The following is a 16,416-nucleotide window of genomic DNA, read 5'->3' on the forward strand; positions in this document are numbered from 1 at the left end:
CACCTGGTGGTGCCGTGTCCACATCTGCGCCGGATCTATTCGGCGTACAGAATCCCCGGCATGCGAGGTCCGATCGAGACAGACTCACGACCATGCCAGCGGGTATGGCAAGGGTAGACAGGAAAGCGCAGGTTACGGGTGAGTAACCCCGACCAGCGGCCAATTCAGTGGTAGAGGTCACGGAAAAGCTGTCAGATCGGACACGAGAAGGTGTCTCCCGGCCTGCCGCGCGACGCCGCCCACGGACACGACAACGGCGGTGCCACCCGAGGGTGGCACCGCCGTTGTGGAGCGATCCGGGCTCAGCTCACGTCGGACTCGCCGGCCTTGCTGCTGAGCACGACCGGGGCGTCGGGCACCGGACGCGGCTTCTCCGAGCCGACGAAGGTGAACTTGGCATCTTCACCGTCGCCTTCGCCGTCCCAGCCCTCGACGTCGACCAGCACGATCTGACCCGGGGTCAGTTCGTTGAACAGGATCTTCTCCGAGAGCTGATCCTCGATCTCGCGCTGGATGGTCCGACGCAGCGGGCGGGCACCGAGGACGGGGTCGAAACCGCGCCTGGCCAGCAGGTTCTTGGCCTTCTCGGTGAGCTCGATGGCCATGTCCTTGTTCTTCAACTGCGCCTCGACGCGGGCGATCATCAGGTCGACCATCTGGATGATCTCCTGCTGCGTCAACTGGTGGAAGACGATGACGTCGTCGATGCGGTTGAGGAACTCGGGCCGGAAGTGCTTCTTGAGCTCGTCGTTGACCTTCATCTTCATGCGCTCGTAGTTGGACTTCGAGTCGTCGCCCCTGCTGAAGCCCAGCCCCACGGCCTTCGAGATGTCGGAGGTACCGAGGTTGGAGGTGAAGATGAGCACGGTGTTCTTGAAGTCGACCGTGCGACCCTGACCGTCGGTCAGGCGGCCGTCCTCGAGGACCTGAAGCAGCGTGTTGTAGATCTCCGAGTGGGCCTTCTCGATCTCGTCGAACAGGACGACGGAGAACGGCTTGCGGCGCACCTTCTCCGTGAGCTGGCCGCCCTCCTCGTAGCCGACATAGCCGGGAGGCGCACCGAACAGACGCGACGCGGTGAACCGGTCGTGGAACTCGCCCATGTCGATCTGGATCAGGGCGTCGTCCTCACCGAACAGGAAGTTCGCGAGCGCCTTGGAGAGCTCGGTCTTTCCGACGCCGGACGGGCCGGCGAAGATGAACGAACCCGACGGACGCTTCGGATCCTTCAGGCCGGCGCGGGTGCGGCGGATCGCCTTGGAGACGGCCTTGACCGCATCCTCCTGGCCGATGATCCGCTTGTGCAGCTCCTCCTCCATACGGAGCAGACGGGTGGTCTCCTCCTCGGTCAGCTTGAACACCGGGATGCCGGTCCAGTTGCCGAGCACCTCGGCGATCTGCTCGTCGTCAACCTCGGCAACGACATCCATATCGCCACTGCGCCACTGCTTTTCGCGCTCGGCACGCTCAGCGACGAGGGTCTTCTCCTTGTCGCGGAGGCTGGCGGCCTTCTCGAAGTCCTGCGCGTCGATCGCCGATTCCTTCTCCTTGCGGGCATCGGCGATGCGCTCGTCGAAGTCGCGGAGATCTGGCGGCGCGGTCATCCGGCGGATGCGCATGCGCGCACCGGCCTCGTCGATGAGGTCGATCGCCTTGTCCGGCAGGAAGCGGTCGTTGATGTAGCGGTCGGCGAGCGTGGCCGCGGCGACGAGGGCACCGTCGGTGATGGACACCCGGTGGTGGCTCTCGTAGCGGTCACGCAGACCCTTGAGGATCTCGATGGTGTGTTCCACCGACGGCTCCCCGACCTGCACCGGCTGGAAGCGGCGCTCGAGGGCGGCGTCCTTCTCGATGTACTTGCGGTACTCGTCGAGGGTCGTCGCGCCGATGGTCTGCAGTTCACCGCGGGCCAGCTTCGGCTTGAGGATGCTGGCGGCGTCGATCGCGCCCTCGGCGGCACCGGCACCCACGAGGGTGTGCAGCTCGTCGATGAACAGGATGATGTCGCCGCGGGTGTTGATCTCCTTGAGCACCTTCTTGAGGCGTTCCTCGAAGTCACCGCGGTAGCGGCTACCCGCGACCAGCGAACCGAGGTCGAGGGTGTAGAGCTGCTTGTCCTTGAGCGTCTCGGGGACCTGGCCGTTGACGATGGCCTGCGCGAGGCCCTCGACGACGGCCGTCTTGCCGACACCGGGCTCGCCGATGAGGACCGGGTTGTTCTTGGTGCGGCGGCTCAGCACCTGCATGACCCGCTCGATTTCCTTCTCCCGGCCGATGACCGGGTCGAGTTTGCCCTCGCCGGCCGCGGCGGTCAGATTTCTGCCGAACTGGTCGAGCACGAGAGAGGTCGACGGGGTGCCTGCCTCGCTGGTTCGGCCGCCGGTTCCGGCCTCCTGCGGCTCCTTGCCCTGGTAGCCGGAGAGCAGCTGGATCACCTGCTGGCGGACGCGGTTGAGGTCGGCGCCGAGCTTGACGAGCACCTGCGCCGCGACACCCTCGCCCTCACGGATGAGGCCGAGCAGGATGTGCTCGGTGCCGATGTAGTTGTGGCCGAGCTGCAGTGCCTCGCGCAGCGACAGCTCCAGCACCTTCTTGGCGCGCGGGGTGAAGGGGATGTGACCCGAGGGGGCCTGCTGGCCCTGGCCGATGATCTCCTCGACCTGGCTGCGGACACCTTCCAGGGAAATCCCCAGCGATTCGAGCGCCTTGGCCGCGACACCCTCACCCTCGTGGATCAGACCCAGGAGGATGTGCTCGGTGCCGATGTAGTTGTGATTGAGCATCCGCGCTTCTTCCTGCGCCAGGACGACAACCCGGCGTGCGCGGTCGGTGAACCGTTCGAACATTGTTCTCCCTCACATAGCTAGCGCCCCGGCCGTCGAGACAGCTGCAGCGGTGTCGGATGTGACGACCAGCCTTGCCTCCACTGTAGTGGTCGCCATCCGTGCACCTGCAGTTAATGGTCGTCCGAATCGATTCAGCAGACGACGACGGTGGGGTTCTGCGGGGTACAACCGCGCACGTCGGCGCGGTGTTCCGGTGCCGCTACGCCGAGAGCGAACGAGGCGGCGATCGGCTATTTGGCGAGCACCGCGATCACATTGCCGGAAGGGTCGCGCAACCAGGCGATATCCGGTCCGTGACCGTGCCCGCGTGCGATGCCGCGATCGTCGTGGTCGAAACCGTCGTATCGGACGAACTCGACGCCCTTGGCGGTGAGGTCGTCGACCGTCTGCTCGAGGTCGTCCACGGGGAGATTGAGGATGGTGAAGTTCGCCGGTTCATGGTCCGGTTTCGGGTAGACCAGCACCGTTGTCTGACGGTTGATCCGGATGCCGAGGATGCCCATGTCGAAGCGCAGCACCCGCATGCCGAGCACGTCGCGGTAGAAGTCCGCCGCGGCCTCGATGTCGCGGACGGCGAACCCGCTGAACGGAGATTCCGGCCCGGACATCTGCGCCTCGTGCTCGTCGGACAGGCGCAGGATCTGCAGCCAGTTGCCGTCGGGGTCACACACGGTGCCGAAGAGGTTGCCGTCCCGGTTCTCGAGCGGGCTGACCCACTCCGCGCCGAGATCGTCGAGGCGCCGGGCGGTGGCCTCCGGGTCGTCGACCTCGACATTGAGGATCATCCGCGCCCCGCCGGTGTTCGCTCCCGTCACGTCGTCGCGGCTGTCGAACATGAGATAGAAGCCGTCCAGATTGACGACGCGATAGCCGTCGTCGCCGGGTGTCGACTCGACTTTCGCGTCGAACGCGGCCGCGTACCAGTCGGCAAGGCGCTGCGGGTAGTCGGTGGACAGGAGCATGGAGGAAATCGTTGCGGTGGCCATGTGGGGGTAGACCGCGCTCGGGGTCGGGACTCATCGGCTTTGGACAATCTTTCGCGAGCCCGTCGGAAAACACCCGCCACGAACGACGATGTAGGTGTGAGCGGCGAACAGTCGGCCCCGCCGGGTGGCGGAGCAGCGGCCTTGCTGGCGGTGTACGACGATGCACTGCCGGCGGTGTACGGCTATGTGCTGCGCCGATGTGCGGACCGCCGCGTCGCCGAGGACGTGACGTCGGAGACCTTTCTGGCCGCGATGGACACGGTCCGCCGCGACGAGGAGGCACAGCCGACCACGCCGTGGTTGATCGGGGTGGCACGGCACAAGCTGGCCGACCACTGGCGTGCGATGCAGCGGACACCGGAACCGGTCGAGGAGCTGCCGGAGTCGGTGGGTGACGATGCATGGGACGTCCACCTGGATCGGATGCTGGCGCACTACACGCTGGCGCAGCTCTCGCCGACGCATCGGGCGGCGTTGACGCTTCGCTATGTCGACGATCTGCCCGTCGGGGACTGCGCGGAGATCCTGGACCGCACCGTCGGCGCCACCGAGGCGCTGCTCACCCGGGCCAAGCGCGCCTTCCGCGCCGCCTACCCGGAAACCGAAACCCAGCCCGCCGGGAAGGGAGGTCACGCATGAGCGAGCACAACACCACCGAATTCGGCAGTGGCGCAACGCCACCCGATCCGTTCACCGCGCTGCGTGCCGTCGACGCCCCCGGCTGGTCCGATCCGGTCGCACCCGACCCCGAGTTCGCCCGCGCGCTGCGTGATCGGCTCGAACGCGGCGCGACCCTACCCGAAGGAGTTGTCATGAGCGGCACCACAATTGCCACCGCCCCCGAAGCCACCACGCCCGCCGAGACGCCTGAAGCCGAGACACCGACGGTGGAACGGCCCGGCGCACTGCCCTACCTCGTGATCGCCGGTGCCCATGAGGCCATCGACTGGTATCGCGAGCATCTCGGCGCCCGGCTGCGCGGAGAGCCGATCGTCATGGACGACGGACGCATCGGCCATGCGGAACTCGAAATGGGCGACGGTGTCATCTATCTCGCCGACGAGTTCCCCGACATGGGCCTCACGGCACCGACGCCGGGACACGTCTCGGTGAGTCTGATGATGGCCGTCGCCGACACGGACGTCGCCGTGGCCACCGCCGAGCGCGGCGGCGCGGCCGTGACGCGGGAACCCTATGAGGGATATGGACATCGAACCGGCACCATCGTCGACCCGTTCGGCCACCGGTGGATGCTGACGGGCCCATCGAAGATCGTCGCGGGCGCACCGGAGGCGGCCACGGGAATCCGGCAGGGCGACATCGTCTACATGTCACTACAGACGCCGAGCACCGAGCGCGCCGCACGGTTCTACGGCGCGGTGCTCGGATGGCAGTACGATCCGGACAGTCGGCAGGTCACGAATCTCGGTCACCGCCTGGGCCTTTCGGACACCCCGGGCTACGGAGAGCCGGGCTCGATCTACTGCGTCTATGCGGTCGACGATTTCAGTGCCGCCCGCGAGGCGGTGATCGCGGCCGGCGGACAGGCCGGCGATGTGAGCTCTGTGGCCCGCGATGCCGTCCGCGTGATCGATTGCGTCGACGATCAAGGAGTCGCGTTCTCGGTGCACGTCGCCGAACCTGGTACCCCGCGCCCGGATCAGCATCCCCGGGGGGTCGGCGAAATGTCCTATCTCACGGTGCATACCGCTGACAGCGCCCGATTCCGCGCGTTCTACGGCGCCGCCCTGGGCTGGACCTTCCACGGCGGCCGCATCGATGACGGCTGGGAGGTCGACGAAGTGCGCCCGCAGGTGGGCATCGCCGGAGGAGCGGAAACCCCGGCGTCGGTGCCGATGTGGAATGTCGCGGACATGGATGCCGCCGTCGAGCGGGTTCGTGCGGCAGGTGGGCGGGTCGTTGCCGACCCGGAGCACCAGGCGTACGGGATCATGGCGCTGTGCGCCGACGATCAGGGTGCGCAGTTCTACCTGGGCCAGTTGTTCTGATCTACTTCACCTTCTTCGGGTGCGTGTCGTCGTAGGCGACACGCGCCCGAGCCACGTCGGGCACGCTGGCTTCGACGAATTCGATGATGTCGGTCAGCCGGTGGGCCACCTCGGCTCCGAGGTCTGTCAACGAGTACTCGACTCGCGGCGGAATCGCCTGTAGCACAGTTCTATTCACGAATCCATCACGTTCGAGTTGCTGCAGGGTGACCGACAGCATGCGTTCACTGACGCCTTCGACCCGGCGGCGGAGCGCACTGAATCGCTGGTCGCCCTCCCCCAGGGCCGCCAGCGCCAGCAGGCCCCATCGACTCGTGACGTTCTGCAGCACGTCGCGCGACTGGCAATCGCGGGCGAAGACATCGGCCTCGAGTGAGGTATCCGAGATCTCGCCGGGCGACGTCGGGATCTCTTGCGGAGCGGACATGCCGCCATTCTAGGCCAACCCGACAGCTAGTGCTTACCATCACAGTTGCACTATACGAATAGTAAGTGCATGCTGTAGGAGAATCACCCAGTGAGACGAAGGAGCGGAACATGACCACCTATGCGGTAACAGGCGCCACCGGCGGACTCGGCGGGAGCGCTGTGCGCGCACTGATCGAACGAGGCGTCGCACCCACCGACGTCGTCGCCATCGTCCGGAACCCGGAGAAGGCGCAGGACCTGCGCAGTGCCGGAGTACAGATCCGGGTTGCCGACTACGGCGATCGTGCCGGCCTCGCCGAGGCCCTGGCCGGCGTCGACAAGCTGCTGCTGGTGTCGAGCCCGACGGTCGGTCAGCGAATTGACCAGCACACCAACGTGATCGAAGCGGCCAGGACGGCCGGTGTCGGCCTCATCGCCTACACCAGCCTGCTGCGTGCCGACTCGTCGCCACTGACCTTGGCCACCGAGCATGTCGCCACCGAGAAGCTCCTCGCCGACAGCGGCATCCCGTTCCTGTTGCTGCGCAACGGCTGGTACACCGAGAACTATCTGGCCGCAGCACCGGCCGCGATCGACGGCGGCGTGCTCTACGGCGCCGCGCGGGACGGCAGGACGGCACCGGCCGCGCGCGCCGACTACGCGGAGGCCGCTGCCGTGGCATTGATCTCCGGCACACCCGGCGCGGTCTTCGAACTCGCCGGTTCCGAGCACCTGACCTACGACGACCTCGCCGCCCTGCTCACCGAGGTCAGCGGAAAACCCGTGCGTTACCAGGACCTTCCGGAAGCCGATTACGCTGCGGCGCTGACCCAGGCCGGCATTCCCGCTCCGATGGCCGGCGTGCTCGCCAATTCCGATGCGGGCGTGGCGGTCGGCGCGCTCGACGCGACCAGCACCGATCTCGTCGACCTGCTCGGACGCCCCGCGATCCCGGTCATCGAGGTTCTGCGGGGCGGTCTGATCACCGACTGAGGGTCACCGCAGGAGGCCGACGACCATCGCGACGAACGCCGCCACCGCAGCGACCGCCCGAATGATGTTCCAGCGCAACCACGGTTCGACGAAATCGGTCCACACCGTGGGTGCGTCGGCCGGCGAGACCGTGCCGGCAGCGGCCAGACGGTCGTTGAGGGGGACGTTGACCAGCCCGGTGATCAGCACCGCGCCCAGATAGAGCGCCAGCCCGGCAACGAGCCACCAACGACCCGGCTCTCCCCAACAGAGCACGACGCTCAGGATGCCGAATACGATGCTGCAGAACACAATAAGGCCGAAGGCGGGATTCAGGATGGCGACGTTGATGCGCTGCATCGCCGGGACCGCGACCTGAGCCCCGACCCGCTGCAATCCCGGCATCACGGAGTACGCGAACGCGGACAGCAGGCCGGCGACAAGGCCGATGGCGGTGAGCGCCACCACGATGACGAGGTCGCGAACGCCGCTCATCGGGCCGCTCCGACGACCCACGCGGACACCGTCAGATCGGTGAATTCCCTTGCGGGAAGACCCGTTATGCGTCTCGAATGGGCTGTCACGTGGGCGGATACCGTGGTGGCGTGTGAGGGGCTCATGGCTTCAGTGCACTCCACATCGGCGAGACGATCCATGGGCAAAGCGCTTGAATTCATACGCAATCGTCTCGTCGTCGCGTAGAGTCGTGCCCATGGATGCCCTCGGCAGTCTGCTCGACGGCCCGCGTGCCCAGACGCCGATGTTGCTGCGGATGGTGATGCGCTCACCGTGGTCGGTGCGGATCGAGGACACCGCTGCGCTGACCGTGCTGACGGTGGCACGCGGGACATCGATCCTGACCTACGACGACGGTGCGCGGCAATCACTTTCAACGGGCGACGTCGCGGTGATCCGCGGTACCCACCCGTACACGATCGCCGACGACCCCGCACACGAGTGGGTGGCGCGCATCGACGCCGACGGCGATTGCTTCGACCCCACCGGAACCCACAGTGTCGCCGACGATATGGGGTTCGGGGTGCGCTCGTGGGGCAACTGCCCCGACGACAGCACGGCCGACGCAATCCTGCTCGTCGGCACCTATGGGACCGGCGAGGTGAGCGCACGATTGCTCGACGCCCTCGATCGCATCACCACCGTGTCCCTGCCGGGTAACCCGTTGGTGGGCTTGATGGGGACCGAGATCGTCCGAGACGTACCGGGTCAGGAGGCGGTCCTCAACCGCCTGCTCGACCTGCTGCTGATCACCGCACTCCGTGAGTCGATGGAATCCGGGACCGTGCGTGCCGCCGACTGGTATCGGGCGCACTCGGACCCGGTTGTCGGCCATGCCTTGCGGCTCATGCACAACGACACGGCACGGGGGTGGACCGTCGCGTCGCTGGCCACCGCGACCGGGGTATCTCGCGCGGTGCTGGCCCGCCGGTTCACCGAACTCGTCGGCGAACCGCCCATGGCCTACCTCACCTCGTGGCGCATGTCGGTGGCCGCGGACCTCCTCACCGACCGGACACGATCCCTCGGCGCCATCTCCCGTCAGGTCGGCTACTCGACGCCGTTCGCATTCAGCGCGGCTTTCAAACGTCAACGCGGACTGAGCCCCGCCGCCTACCGCTTGGAACATTCCGGCGACTCCGTCGCATCGGCGACGACGCACGCATGATTCACTGAGTGCCATGTCTGCCCGCTCGTCACGCGCCGGTATCGCCCGCCGGCTCCCGTTTGGCATCGGCACCGTCACCATGGTGTTGGTCGCCGTGATGGTGGGTTCGGTCGGGGCGGTGCTGGCGATCGGCGGGTCCGGCTCTCCGGCATCCTTCAGCGACGGGCGCCTGCGCACCTACGACACCGAACCCGGCGTCGCCTGGACCGTGTCGAGCGACACCCTGCCGGGCTACCGCACCGACGCCGGCATCGACGTCGTGGACTCCTGGCAGGACCGGTGGCTCATCGCCTACCCGTCGGGGCTCGGCCGCGCGTTCCTGCTGGTCGAACGCGCGACCGGCAAGCCGATATGGCACCAGCCCGTCGTCGCAGGGCTCGGCGGGTGCGCGATCAACGACCTCGGCACCGTGGGCTGCGCGGTCAAACTCGGCGGCGTCCCGGACGGGTTCTACCTCGTCGACGACGACGGCACGCCCACCCAACCGTCGGATCTCGACGACACCGCCCAGGTGGTCGGGGTGGGACGCGACTTCCTCCGGATCGATCAGGCCGGTTACCGGGTGGCGCTGCACGACGCCGGGGGCGAGGAGATCTGGTCCCGCACGTTCGCCGCGGCCGCGAAGGCGACGTCGCATCCCGACGGGGTGCTGACCATCGCGACCGGCGACGGGTCGCAGTTCGTCGTCGACCCGGGTACCGGTGCCGATCGCCTGTCCTGCACTCAGTGCACGATCACCGCATTCGGTAGTGGGATCACCGTGCAGCACAACGAGATCGGACACGAGAAGGTTGCCACGTACGCCGTCGAGCACGGCGCCGTCGACCGGAAACCGACGGACGTGTCAGCAGGCCTGCAAGTCCTGGCCGGGCCGTCGACGCTACCCGTGCTGACCGGGACGGGCGAACGCCAGATCCAGACAACCCAGGGCCGCTACGAGATCCGCGACCCGGCACGCGCCGAGTCGCTCTGGCAGATCACCGACCCCGAGCTCTCCAAGGCGAACACCAAGCCGTGTGGTGAACAGGTCGCGTTCGCACTCAAGGACCGTTCCCGCGTGTTCTACACGCTCGCGGACGGGACATCTGTCGGCCGCCTCGCTCCCCCGTCACCCGAGAATCCGGACGCGAACATCGACCAGCTGACCTGTGTCGGATCATCGGGATCGACGGTGGTGTTCGCGAACCCGAATCAGATCACGGCGTTCGATGCCGAGCAGGGGCGGATCGCGTGGACACGGTCGGTGATCGGTTCCACCACGGTGACCGACGGCTTCATCGTGGTCCACGAGGGCACCTCGCTGACCGTCCTCAAGCCCCGCTGATCGTTCAGGACCCGCTCAGGAATGCCTGCAGCGCAGCCGAATACATGGGCACATCGGCTGCGCCCATCATCTCCCGCGCGCTGTGCATGGCCAGCTGCGGGGCACCGACGTCGATGGTGGTCAGGCCGGTGCGTGCCGCGGTGATCGGGCCGATCGTCGACCCGCACGGCAGATCGGCGCGATGGGTGTAGCGCTGCATCGGCACACCGGCGGTGTCGCACGCGACCGCGAAGATCGCCTCGCCCACCGCGTCCGACGCGTAGCGCAGATTCTGGTTGACCTTGAGTACCGGGCCGCCGTTGATGGTGATCCGATGCGACGGCTCGTGCCGCTCAGGGTAATTGGGATGGGTGGCATGCGCCATGTCGCCGGAGACGCACACGCTGGCCGCCATCGCTTGCAGATAGTCGGCGCGGGAACCGCCACGCGCCAGAACGATTCGCTCGATGATCGTCGCCAGGAAATCCGAGGCGGCACCCCGTTCGGATCCGCTGCCGACCTCTTCGTGATCGAACAGCGCGAGTACCCGGGTGTGGATCGACGGTTCGCCGTCGAGCAGCGCCCGAAGCCCGGCATAGCAGGTCCCCTGATTGTCCAGCCTTGGGGCACTGAGTAATTCGTTCTCCGCACCGATCAGGCGACACTGTGCGACATCGTGCGTCATCAACTCCCAGCCGAGGAGTGCAGACGGGTCGATCCCGGCGTACGAGGCGGTCCACTCGAGCACATCCGGGGCGTCGGACGCCACCGACCAGATCGCGTCGACATGGCGTTGCGGGTCGAGGGCGACACCCTTGCGATCCTCGGAGAGATGAATCGCCAACTGCGGCACGCGCAATACCGGCTCGGTGACGTGCACCAGCACATGATCGACAGCCCCACCGGACCGGAACGCGAGTCGCCCGGACAGGCCGAGATCCCGGTCGAGCCAGGAGTTCAGCCAGGCACCCCCATACGGTTCGAGCGCGACCATCCCGACACCGGCGGATGTACGGTCCGGATGTTGCTTGAGGCGCAGATTCGGGCTGTCCGTGTGTCCGCCGACGATGCGGAAGGCGTTGCCGTCACCGGAATCCCAGGCGATTATCGACCCACCACGGATGACGTAGTTACGCCCGGTCGGCGCGGACCATTCCGCGTCCTCCCGCAGTCTGGTGTAGCCGGTGGCCTCGAGTTCTGCTGCGACAGTGGCGCAGACGTGGAACGGGGACGGCGAGGCGTCGATGAATGCGCCCAAACCGGTTGCGGTGGCGGTGGTCGCGAGCGTCACGTTTCTTCTCCGGTCTCCGGTGCCGTCGTCGACAACTCCCTGTCGCCGACTCGTTGCAACGTGTACACAAGCGCGGCCATCAGCACCAGTTCGCCGAGGCCGCCGAGCCAGAGCACCGAGGACGCGAAGATCGACGTCACGAACACCGCGAGCGCGCCGACCATCAGCCACACGTAGAGCAGATAGCGCATCGTCGCCATGCCGATGATCAGCAGTGCGAGGACGGTGATGATCGCCGGAAGCGAAGCGGCGTTCGCGGCACTGTTCACGTATCGCAGTGCGTCTCCGGCGTTTTCCGGCTCGAGCTGCAGGCGCAGGCCGTCCTGGATGACTCCGATCAGGATGAGCATGGCCACCAACGCGACGGCGCCGAGGGTCAGGTTGCGGCCGCGGGCCTGGTGCAGACCGAGACGGATCGCCAGCGCACCGTAGATCAGGATGATCGGTGGGATGACGATCGCATGAATCCAGAAGCGCGGCACGTTGAGCGCTTCGAGGGTGTCGCCGTACCCGACCAGGCGGCCGATCGCGACCACGATGCAGTCGTAGGCGAGGCAGAGGCAGATCGCGGCGACAGCGAGGGCGATGGGTCCGACATGCCATTGCTGCCGGACGGCGAGAGCGCACAGCACGAGCATCGCGATCCCGATGAGCGCCATGAGGATCGAGGTCATCTGTGCTCCTGGGTCAGGCGCTGGCCAGCACGGAATCGATGGCCGAGTAGAACAGTCCGAGGCCGTCGTCACTGGGTCCGGTGAGGGCCTCGGTGGCGTGCTCCGGGTGCGGCATGAGTCCGACGACGCGTCCGTCCGGGCTCGCGATCCCGGCGATGTCGAGAGTCGAGCCGTTCGGGTTGCCGCCGGAGTAGGTGAACACGATCAGGCCCTCGCCCTCGAGTTCCTCGAGTTTGCGTTGTGGCGCGACATAGCGACCTTCGCCCGATTTGAGCGGGATGAGGATCTCGGCACCGCGGTCGAAGCGGGAGGTCCAGGCGGTGGTGTTGTTCTCCACCTTCAGCCATTCGTCGCGGCAGATGAAATGCAGGCCCTCGTTGCGGGTGAGGGCGCCGGGTAGCAGGCCGGCTTCACAGAGGATCTGAAAGCCGTTGCAGATCCCCAACACCGGCATCCCCTTGCCGGCGGCGTCGACGACAGACTCCATCACCGGCGCGAAGCGCGCGATGGCACCGGCGCGCAGATAGTCGCCGTAGGAGAAGCCGCCGGGCACGATCACCGCGTCGACACCCTTGAGATCGGCGTCGCCGTGCCAGAGTTCGACCGCCTCGGCACCGGCGATCCGTACCGCGCGGGCCGCGTCGACGTCGTCGAGGGTGCCGGGGAAGGTGATGACCCCGATGCGTGCTGTCATCGTCGGCGCCCTACTCGGCGACGCGGGAGACGTTGAAGTTCTCGATCACCGTATTGGTGAGGAGTTCCTCGGCGATGCGCTCGAGCGTCACGTCGTCGACCGAGTCGTCGACCTCGAGTTCGAAGCGTTTGCCTTGCCGGACGTCGCCGATACCGGAGAACCCGAGCCGACCCAACGCACCGACGATCGCCTGCCCTTGCGGGTCGAGGATCTCGGCCTTCGGCATCACATCGACCACCACTCGCGCCATGGGCAGTTGCTCCGTTCTCACTGGTGCGCTGTTGCACGCTCACCTTACCGGGTGACCGGTGCCGTCGAGTGGGCGCCGTTCCCCGTCGACCGGGCGCACTTTTCCGTCGACCGGGCGCCGATTCGCATTCACTGGGCGCGCGCCTCTCCGTCGACTGGGCGCTCCAATCCGTCGACTGGGCGCTCCTCTGCGTCGACTGGGCGCTCCTCTGCGTCGACCGGCGCAGTTCCCGTCCGCTGGGTGCTCCCCTGCGTCGACTGGGCGTCAGTTCCGTCGACGTTTCTACCGCGATCTGTCGACCGAGCGCCGGATTCCGTCGACTGGGCACTGAGCCTGCAGTGGGTCACCGGCCGAGACCGACGATGGCCCACCCAATGCGGCAAGACGCCCAGTCAACGCGAAGCGACGCCCAGCCAACGCGAGTGACGCCCACTCGACGCGAAGTGACGCCCAGTCAACGCGAAGCGACGCCCACTCGACGCGAAGCGACGCCCAATCGACGGGTCAGAGGACCGCTTCGATGGCCGAGATGACGGCCGGGTCGTTCGGTTCGGTTCGGGGACGGAAGCGGTTCACCACGGTGCCGTCGGCGTCGACCAGGAACTTCTCGAAGTTCCACTGCACGTCGCCGGCCTCGCCCCGGGCATCGGCGGCCTGCGTGAGCGCCGAGTAGAGCGGATGCTGGTCGTCGCCTTTGACGTCGGCCTTCTCGAGCAGCGGGAAGGTGACGCCGTAGGTGGTCGAGCAGAACGTGGCGATCTCGTCGGCGGTGCCGGGTTCCTGCCCATGAACTGATTGCAGGGCATGCCGACGACGGTGAGCCCGCGGTCGCCGTAGGTCGTCGCGAGCTCCTCGAGTCCGGTGTACTGGGGTGTGAGGCCGCACTTGCTGGCGACATTGACCACCAACAGGGGACCCGAGAAATCGGCGAGATTCAGGGCGCTGCCGTCGAGCGCATTGACGGGGATGTCCTTGATTGTGCTCATGCCACGACGCTAGCTACGCCGCAGAGCCCTGTCTCCCATCGGGGGCTCTTCGACCTGCGATATGACGACGATCACGCGCATCGCCCGCTATGTCCGATCTCACCATTACTTGCGTCGTCGAAATAGTTGCGTCTGCGTTAGTTTTGTCTTCGTGTCGTTCGCCGAGCAAACCATCATGCCCCCATCCGTTGCGGATGCGGGCTCGGTCGAGTCGACCTGCACGACGCTCATCGACTTCCTGGATCGCCTCGCCTGCCTCGGCAAACAACACACCATGGAGTCGTTGGCGACCACCGAGTTGACCTTCTCACAGCTGCGGGTGCTGTTCGCACTCGCTGCCCATGATTCGGCAGCCGAAGCGATGTCGGTGAACGACATCGCCGACCAGATCCACCTGTCGCTGGCCGCGACCGGGCGGACGGTCGACAAACTCGTCGGCGCCGAGCTCGTCGACCGGCGCGAGGACACCGCCGATCGCCGGGTCAAGCGGGTCACGCTGACCGACGAGGGCCGCACGATCGTCGACGCGCAGCTGAGTATCAAGCAGGACCTCATCCGAGCATTCGTCTCGCGCCTCCCCGGCGACATCCGCACGCAGCTGTGCGATGCCCTGAACCCGATCGTCGACAGCGACGTCGACTTCTTTGCCGGGCTCGCTCTCCCCGAAACCACCAACGCCCAATAACTCCCACAGAAAGTCGGATCATGGCCTCCTCGTCAACGCCGGCCCACGCCCACGCGGGCCCGCCGGACACCAAACTCGACCGGCACGTGCTGATCGTCGCCGGCGTCGTCGTGCTCGGCGCCATCATGTCGATCCTCGACGTCACCGTCGTCTCCGTGGCGCAGAACACCTTCCAGCGGGAGTTCGGCACGGATGCCGCCGGTGCCGCCTGGACGATGACCGGCTACACCCTGGCCCTGGCCGCGGTCATCCCGTTGTCCTCATGGGCCGCCTCGCGTTTCGGTACCAAGAAGGTCTATCTGACATCACTGGTGCTGTTCGTCCTGGGCTCCGCGATGTGCGCGCTGGCCTGGAACATCGGTTCGCTGGTCGCTTTCCGGGTGATCCAGGGTCTCGGCGGCGGTCTGCTCATGCCCATCGGCATGATGATCCTGACCAAGGCTGCCGGTCCCGAACGCGTCGGCTCGGTCATGGCGGTGCTCGGTATCCCGATGCTGCTCGGCCCCATCGGCGGTCCGATCCTGGGCGGTCTGCTCATCGAGAAGGCCTCGTGGCACTGGGTGTTCCTGATCAACGTGCCGATCGGGATCATCGCGATCATCTACTCGTGGTTCGCGCTGCGCGACGACGAGTCGACCGCACGACCCACCATCGACATCGTCGGACTGCTGCTCCTCTCACCGGGACTCGCGCTGTTCCTGTACGGCATCTCGTCGAGCTCCGAGGCCGGCACGTTCATCTCGGCCAAGGTGCTGATCCCGGCCATCGTCGGCGCGGTGCTGATCGTCACGTTCATCTGGCACGCATTGCGTAGCAAGAATCCATTGCTCGACCTGCGCCTGTTCCGCAACCGCACACTCTCGATCGCGGTGATCGCCATGACGTTGTTCATGATCGCGTTCTTCGGTGCCTCACTGCTCTACCCGCAGTACTTCATCGGCGTGCGCGGCGCGACAACACTCTCGGCCGGTTTGTTGTTGGCACCTCAGGGTATTGGTGCGATGCTGACCATGCCGATCGCCGGCAAGATGACCGACAAGATCGGCCCGGGCAAGTTCGTTCTCGCCGGCATTGTGTTGATCTTCCTCGGTATGGGCACGTTCGTGTTCCTCGGCGCGGACACGTCGTACTGGATCCTGTGCGGCGCCCTGTTCGTCCAGGGCCTCGGCATGGGTATGACGATGATGCCGATCATGTCGGCCGCGCTTGCGACGCTGAAGAACTCGCAGGTCCCCGACGGATCGACCCTGGTGAATGTGGTCCAGCAGACCGCGTCGTCGATCGGTACCGCCATCATCGCGGTGATCCTGGCTTCGAACCTGAAGTCGACCGCCGATGCGGGCCTCGCGATCGTCTCCAACACCAATCCCGATGCACTGCAGGGCATGCCGGTGCCGCCGTCGGCCTTTGAGCATGCGGCCGAGGCGTTCGGCAACACCTTTGTGGTGGCGGCGATCCTGGTTGCGGTGACCTTCATCCCGGCGCTGTTCCTGCCCCGCAAGAAGATCGAGTCCCCGCTGATCGAAGAGGACATGGATCGCGCGCCGATCGTCATGCACTGACGACTCGACAAGCTCGACGAGCGGAGAATAACCCGCGAGCGGAAGGCATCTCGACGAGCGGAGAAC

The 16,416-nt window shown here is 66.5% G+C and carries 15 protein-coding genes and 1 pseudogene; 7 read left to right on the plus strand and 9 right to left on the minus strand.

Annotated features, from left to right (window positions below):
• Nucleotides 1–302: 302 nt before the first annotated feature.
• Nucleotides 303–2,846, minus strand: coding sequence for an ATP-dependent Clp protease ATP-binding subunit (locus ACWDTI_RS00520; protein WP_449736075.1), 2,544 nt, complete (start codon nucleotides 2,844–2,846; stop codon nucleotides 303–305).
• 230 nt (nucleotides 2,847–3,076) lie between these two features.
• Nucleotides 3,077–3,832, minus strand: a complete 756-nt coding sequence (locus ACWDTI_RS00525; RefSeq protein ID WP_449736076.1) for a VOC family protein — start codon at nucleotides 3,830–3,832, stop codon at nucleotides 3,077–3,079.
• Between the two features lie 96 nt (nucleotides 3,833–3,928).
• Between ACWDTI_RS00525 and ACWDTI_RS00530 the strand changes: the two genes are divergently transcribed.
• On the plus strand, nucleotides 3,929–4,471 hold the full coding sequence (locus ACWDTI_RS00530) for an RNA polymerase sigma factor (protein ID WP_449736077.1): 543 nt from the start codon (nucleotides 3,929–3,931) through the stop codon (nucleotides 4,469–4,471).
• The gene (locus tag ACWDTI_RS00535; protein WP_449736078.1) at nucleotides 4,468–5,841 is read left to right on the plus strand and encodes a VOC family protein; all 1,374 of its coding nucleotides are present in this window, start codon (nucleotides 4,468–4,470) and stop codon (nucleotides 5,839–5,841) included. Before ACWDTI_RS00530 ends, ACWDTI_RS00535 begins: the two co-directional genes overlap by 4 nt.
• Nucleotide 5,842: 1 nt before the next feature.
• On the opposite strand, the gene ACWDTI_RS00540 is transcribed toward ACWDTI_RS00535, so the two are convergent.
• Entirely contained in the window at nucleotides 5,843–6,268 is a 426-nt protein-coding gene (locus tag ACWDTI_RS00540; protein ID WP_449736079.1) for a winged helix-turn-helix transcriptional regulator, read from the minus strand.
• 110 nt (nucleotides 6,269–6,378) lie between these two features.
• Here ACWDTI_RS00540 and ACWDTI_RS00545 point away from each other — a divergent pair, with 110 nt between their 5' ends.
• Nucleotides 6,379–7,242 (plus strand): SDR family oxidoreductase, encoded by an 864-nt coding sequence (locus ACWDTI_RS00545; RefSeq protein ID WP_449736080.1) that lies wholly within the window; start codon nucleotides 6,379–6,381, stop codon nucleotides 7,240–7,242.
• 3 nt (nucleotides 7,243–7,245) lie between these two features.
• On the opposite strand, the gene ACWDTI_RS00550 is transcribed toward ACWDTI_RS00545, so the two are convergent.
• Nucleotides 7,246–7,716, minus strand: coding sequence for an anthrone oxygenase family protein (locus ACWDTI_RS00550; RefSeq protein WP_449736081.1), 471 nt, complete (start codon nucleotides 7,714–7,716; stop codon nucleotides 7,246–7,248).
• Between the two features lie 217 nt (nucleotides 7,717–7,933).
• Between ACWDTI_RS00550 and ACWDTI_RS00555 the strand changes: the two genes are divergently transcribed.
• Both ACWDTI_RS00555 and ACWDTI_RS00560 read left to right on the plus strand, forming a co-directional pair.
• Entirely contained in the window at nucleotides 7,934–8,905 is a 972-nt protein-coding gene (locus ACWDTI_RS00555; RefSeq protein WP_449736082.1) for an AraC family transcriptional regulator, read from the plus strand.
• Nucleotides 8,906–8,918: 13 nt separating this feature from the next.
• Nucleotides 8,919–10,229: a hypothetical protein gene (locus ACWDTI_RS00560; protein ID WP_449736083.1), complete on the plus strand. Its 1,311-nt coding sequence runs from the start codon at nucleotides 8,919–8,921 to the stop codon at nucleotides 10,227–10,229.
• Between the two features lie 4 nt (nucleotides 10,230–10,233).
• Here the strand turns inward: ACWDTI_RS00560 and ACWDTI_RS00565 are convergent, their stop codons facing one another.
• From ACWDTI_RS00565 to ACWDTI_RS00585, 5 genes and pseudogenes are all read right to left on the minus strand, one after another.
• A complete protein-coding gene (locus ACWDTI_RS00565; RefSeq protein WP_449736084.1) occupies nucleotides 10,234–11,499 on the minus strand; it encodes a M18 family aminopeptidase in 1,266 nt (421 codons plus the stop codon).
• The gene (locus ACWDTI_RS00570; RefSeq protein ID WP_449736085.1) at nucleotides 11,496–12,173 is read right to left on the minus strand and encodes a hypothetical protein; all 678 of its coding nucleotides are present in this window, start codon (nucleotides 12,171–12,173) and stop codon (nucleotides 11,496–11,498) included. Before ACWDTI_RS00570 ends, ACWDTI_RS00565 begins: the two co-directional genes overlap by 4 nt.
• Before the next feature lie 13 nt (nucleotides 12,174–12,186).
• Nucleotides 12,187–12,867 (minus strand): phosphoribosylformylglycinamidine synthase subunit PurQ, encoded by a 681-nt coding sequence (gene purQ, locus ACWDTI_RS00575; protein ID WP_449736086.1) that lies wholly within the window; start codon nucleotides 12,865–12,867, stop codon nucleotides 12,187–12,189.
• A gap of 10 nt (nucleotides 12,868–12,877) precedes the next feature.
• The gene (gene purS / locus ACWDTI_RS00580; protein ID WP_449736087.1) at nucleotides 12,878–13,117 is read right to left on the minus strand and encodes a phosphoribosylformylglycinamidine synthase subunit PurS; all 240 of its coding nucleotides are present in this window, start codon (nucleotides 13,115–13,117) and stop codon (nucleotides 12,878–12,880) included.
• Between the two features lie 504 nt (nucleotides 13,118–13,621).
• Nucleotides 13,622–14,103, minus strand: a pseudogene (locus ACWDTI_RS00585) (glutathione peroxidase).
• Between the two features lie 175 nt (nucleotides 14,104–14,278).
• Between ACWDTI_RS00585 and ACWDTI_RS00590 the strand changes: the two are divergent.
• Both ACWDTI_RS00590 and ACWDTI_RS00595 read left to right on the plus strand, forming a co-directional pair.
• Entirely contained in the window at nucleotides 14,279–14,788 is a 510-nt protein-coding gene (locus tag ACWDTI_RS00590) for a MarR family winged helix-turn-helix transcriptional regulator (protein WP_449736088.1), read from the plus strand.
• 20 nt (nucleotides 14,789–14,808) lie between these two features.
• Nucleotides 14,809–16,350 carry a DHA2 family efflux MFS transporter permease subunit gene (locus ACWDTI_RS00595; protein ID WP_449736089.1) on the plus strand — a complete coding sequence of 514 codons (1,542 nt, stop codon included), beginning with the start codon at nucleotides 14,809–14,811 and terminating at the stop codon, nucleotides 16,348–16,350.
• The last annotated feature ends 66 nt before the right edge of the window (nucleotides 16,351–16,416 follow it).

Source organism: Gordonia sp. NPDC003424 (assembly GCF_053588655.1).

Excerpts from the sequence above, each read along its gene's own strand:
- ACWDTI_RS00595 (WP_449736089.1), top strand. The coding sequence starts at position 14,809 with ATGGCCTCCTCGTCAACGCCGGCCCACGCCCACGCGGGCCCGCCGGAC.
- ACWDTI_RS00550 (WP_449736081.1), bottom strand. The coding sequence starts at position 7,716 with ATGAGCGGCGTTCGCGACCTCGTCATCGTGGTGGCGCTCACCGCCATC.
- ACWDTI_RS00545 (WP_449736080.1), top strand. The coding sequence starts at position 6,379 with ATGACCACCTATGCGGTAACAGGCGCCACCGGCGGACTCGGCGGGAGC.
- ACWDTI_RS00590 (WP_449736088.1), top strand. The coding sequence starts at position 14,279 with ATGCCCCCATCCGTTGCGGATGCGGGCTCGGTCGAGTCGACCTGCACG.
- ACWDTI_RS00570 (WP_449736085.1), bottom strand. The coding sequence starts at position 12,173 with ATGACCTCGATCCTCATGGCGCTCATCGGGATCGCGATGCTCGTGCTG.
- purQ (WP_449736086.1), bottom strand. The coding sequence starts at position 12,867 with ATGACAGCACGCATCGGGGTCATCACCTTCCCCGGCACCCTCGACGAC.
- ACWDTI_RS00525 (WP_449736076.1), bottom strand. The coding sequence starts at position 3,832 with ATGGCCACCGCAACGATTTCCTCCATGCTCCTGTCCACCGACTACCCG.
- ACWDTI_RS00555 (WP_449736082.1), top strand. The coding sequence starts at position 7,934 with ATGGATGCCCTCGGCAGTCTGCTCGACGGCCCGCGTGCCCAGACGCCG.
- ACWDTI_RS00560 (WP_449736083.1), top strand. The coding sequence starts at position 8,919 with ATGTCTGCCCGCTCGTCACGCGCCGGTATCGCCCGCCGGCTCCCGTTT.
- ACWDTI_RS00520 (WP_449736075.1), bottom strand. The coding sequence starts at position 2,846 with ATGTTCGAACGGTTCACCGACCGCGCACGCCGGGTTGTCGTCCTGGCG.
- ACWDTI_RS00535 (WP_449736078.1), top strand. The coding sequence starts at position 4,468 with ATGAGCGAGCACAACACCACCGAATTCGGCAGTGGCGCAACGCCACCC.
- purS (WP_449736087.1), bottom strand. The coding sequence starts at position 13,117 with ATGGCGCGAGTGGTGGTCGATGTGATGCCGAAGGCCGAGATCCTCGAC.
- ACWDTI_RS00540 (WP_449736079.1), bottom strand. The coding sequence starts at position 6,268 with ATGTCCGCTCCGCAAGAGATCCCGACGTCGCCCGGCGAGATCTCGGAT.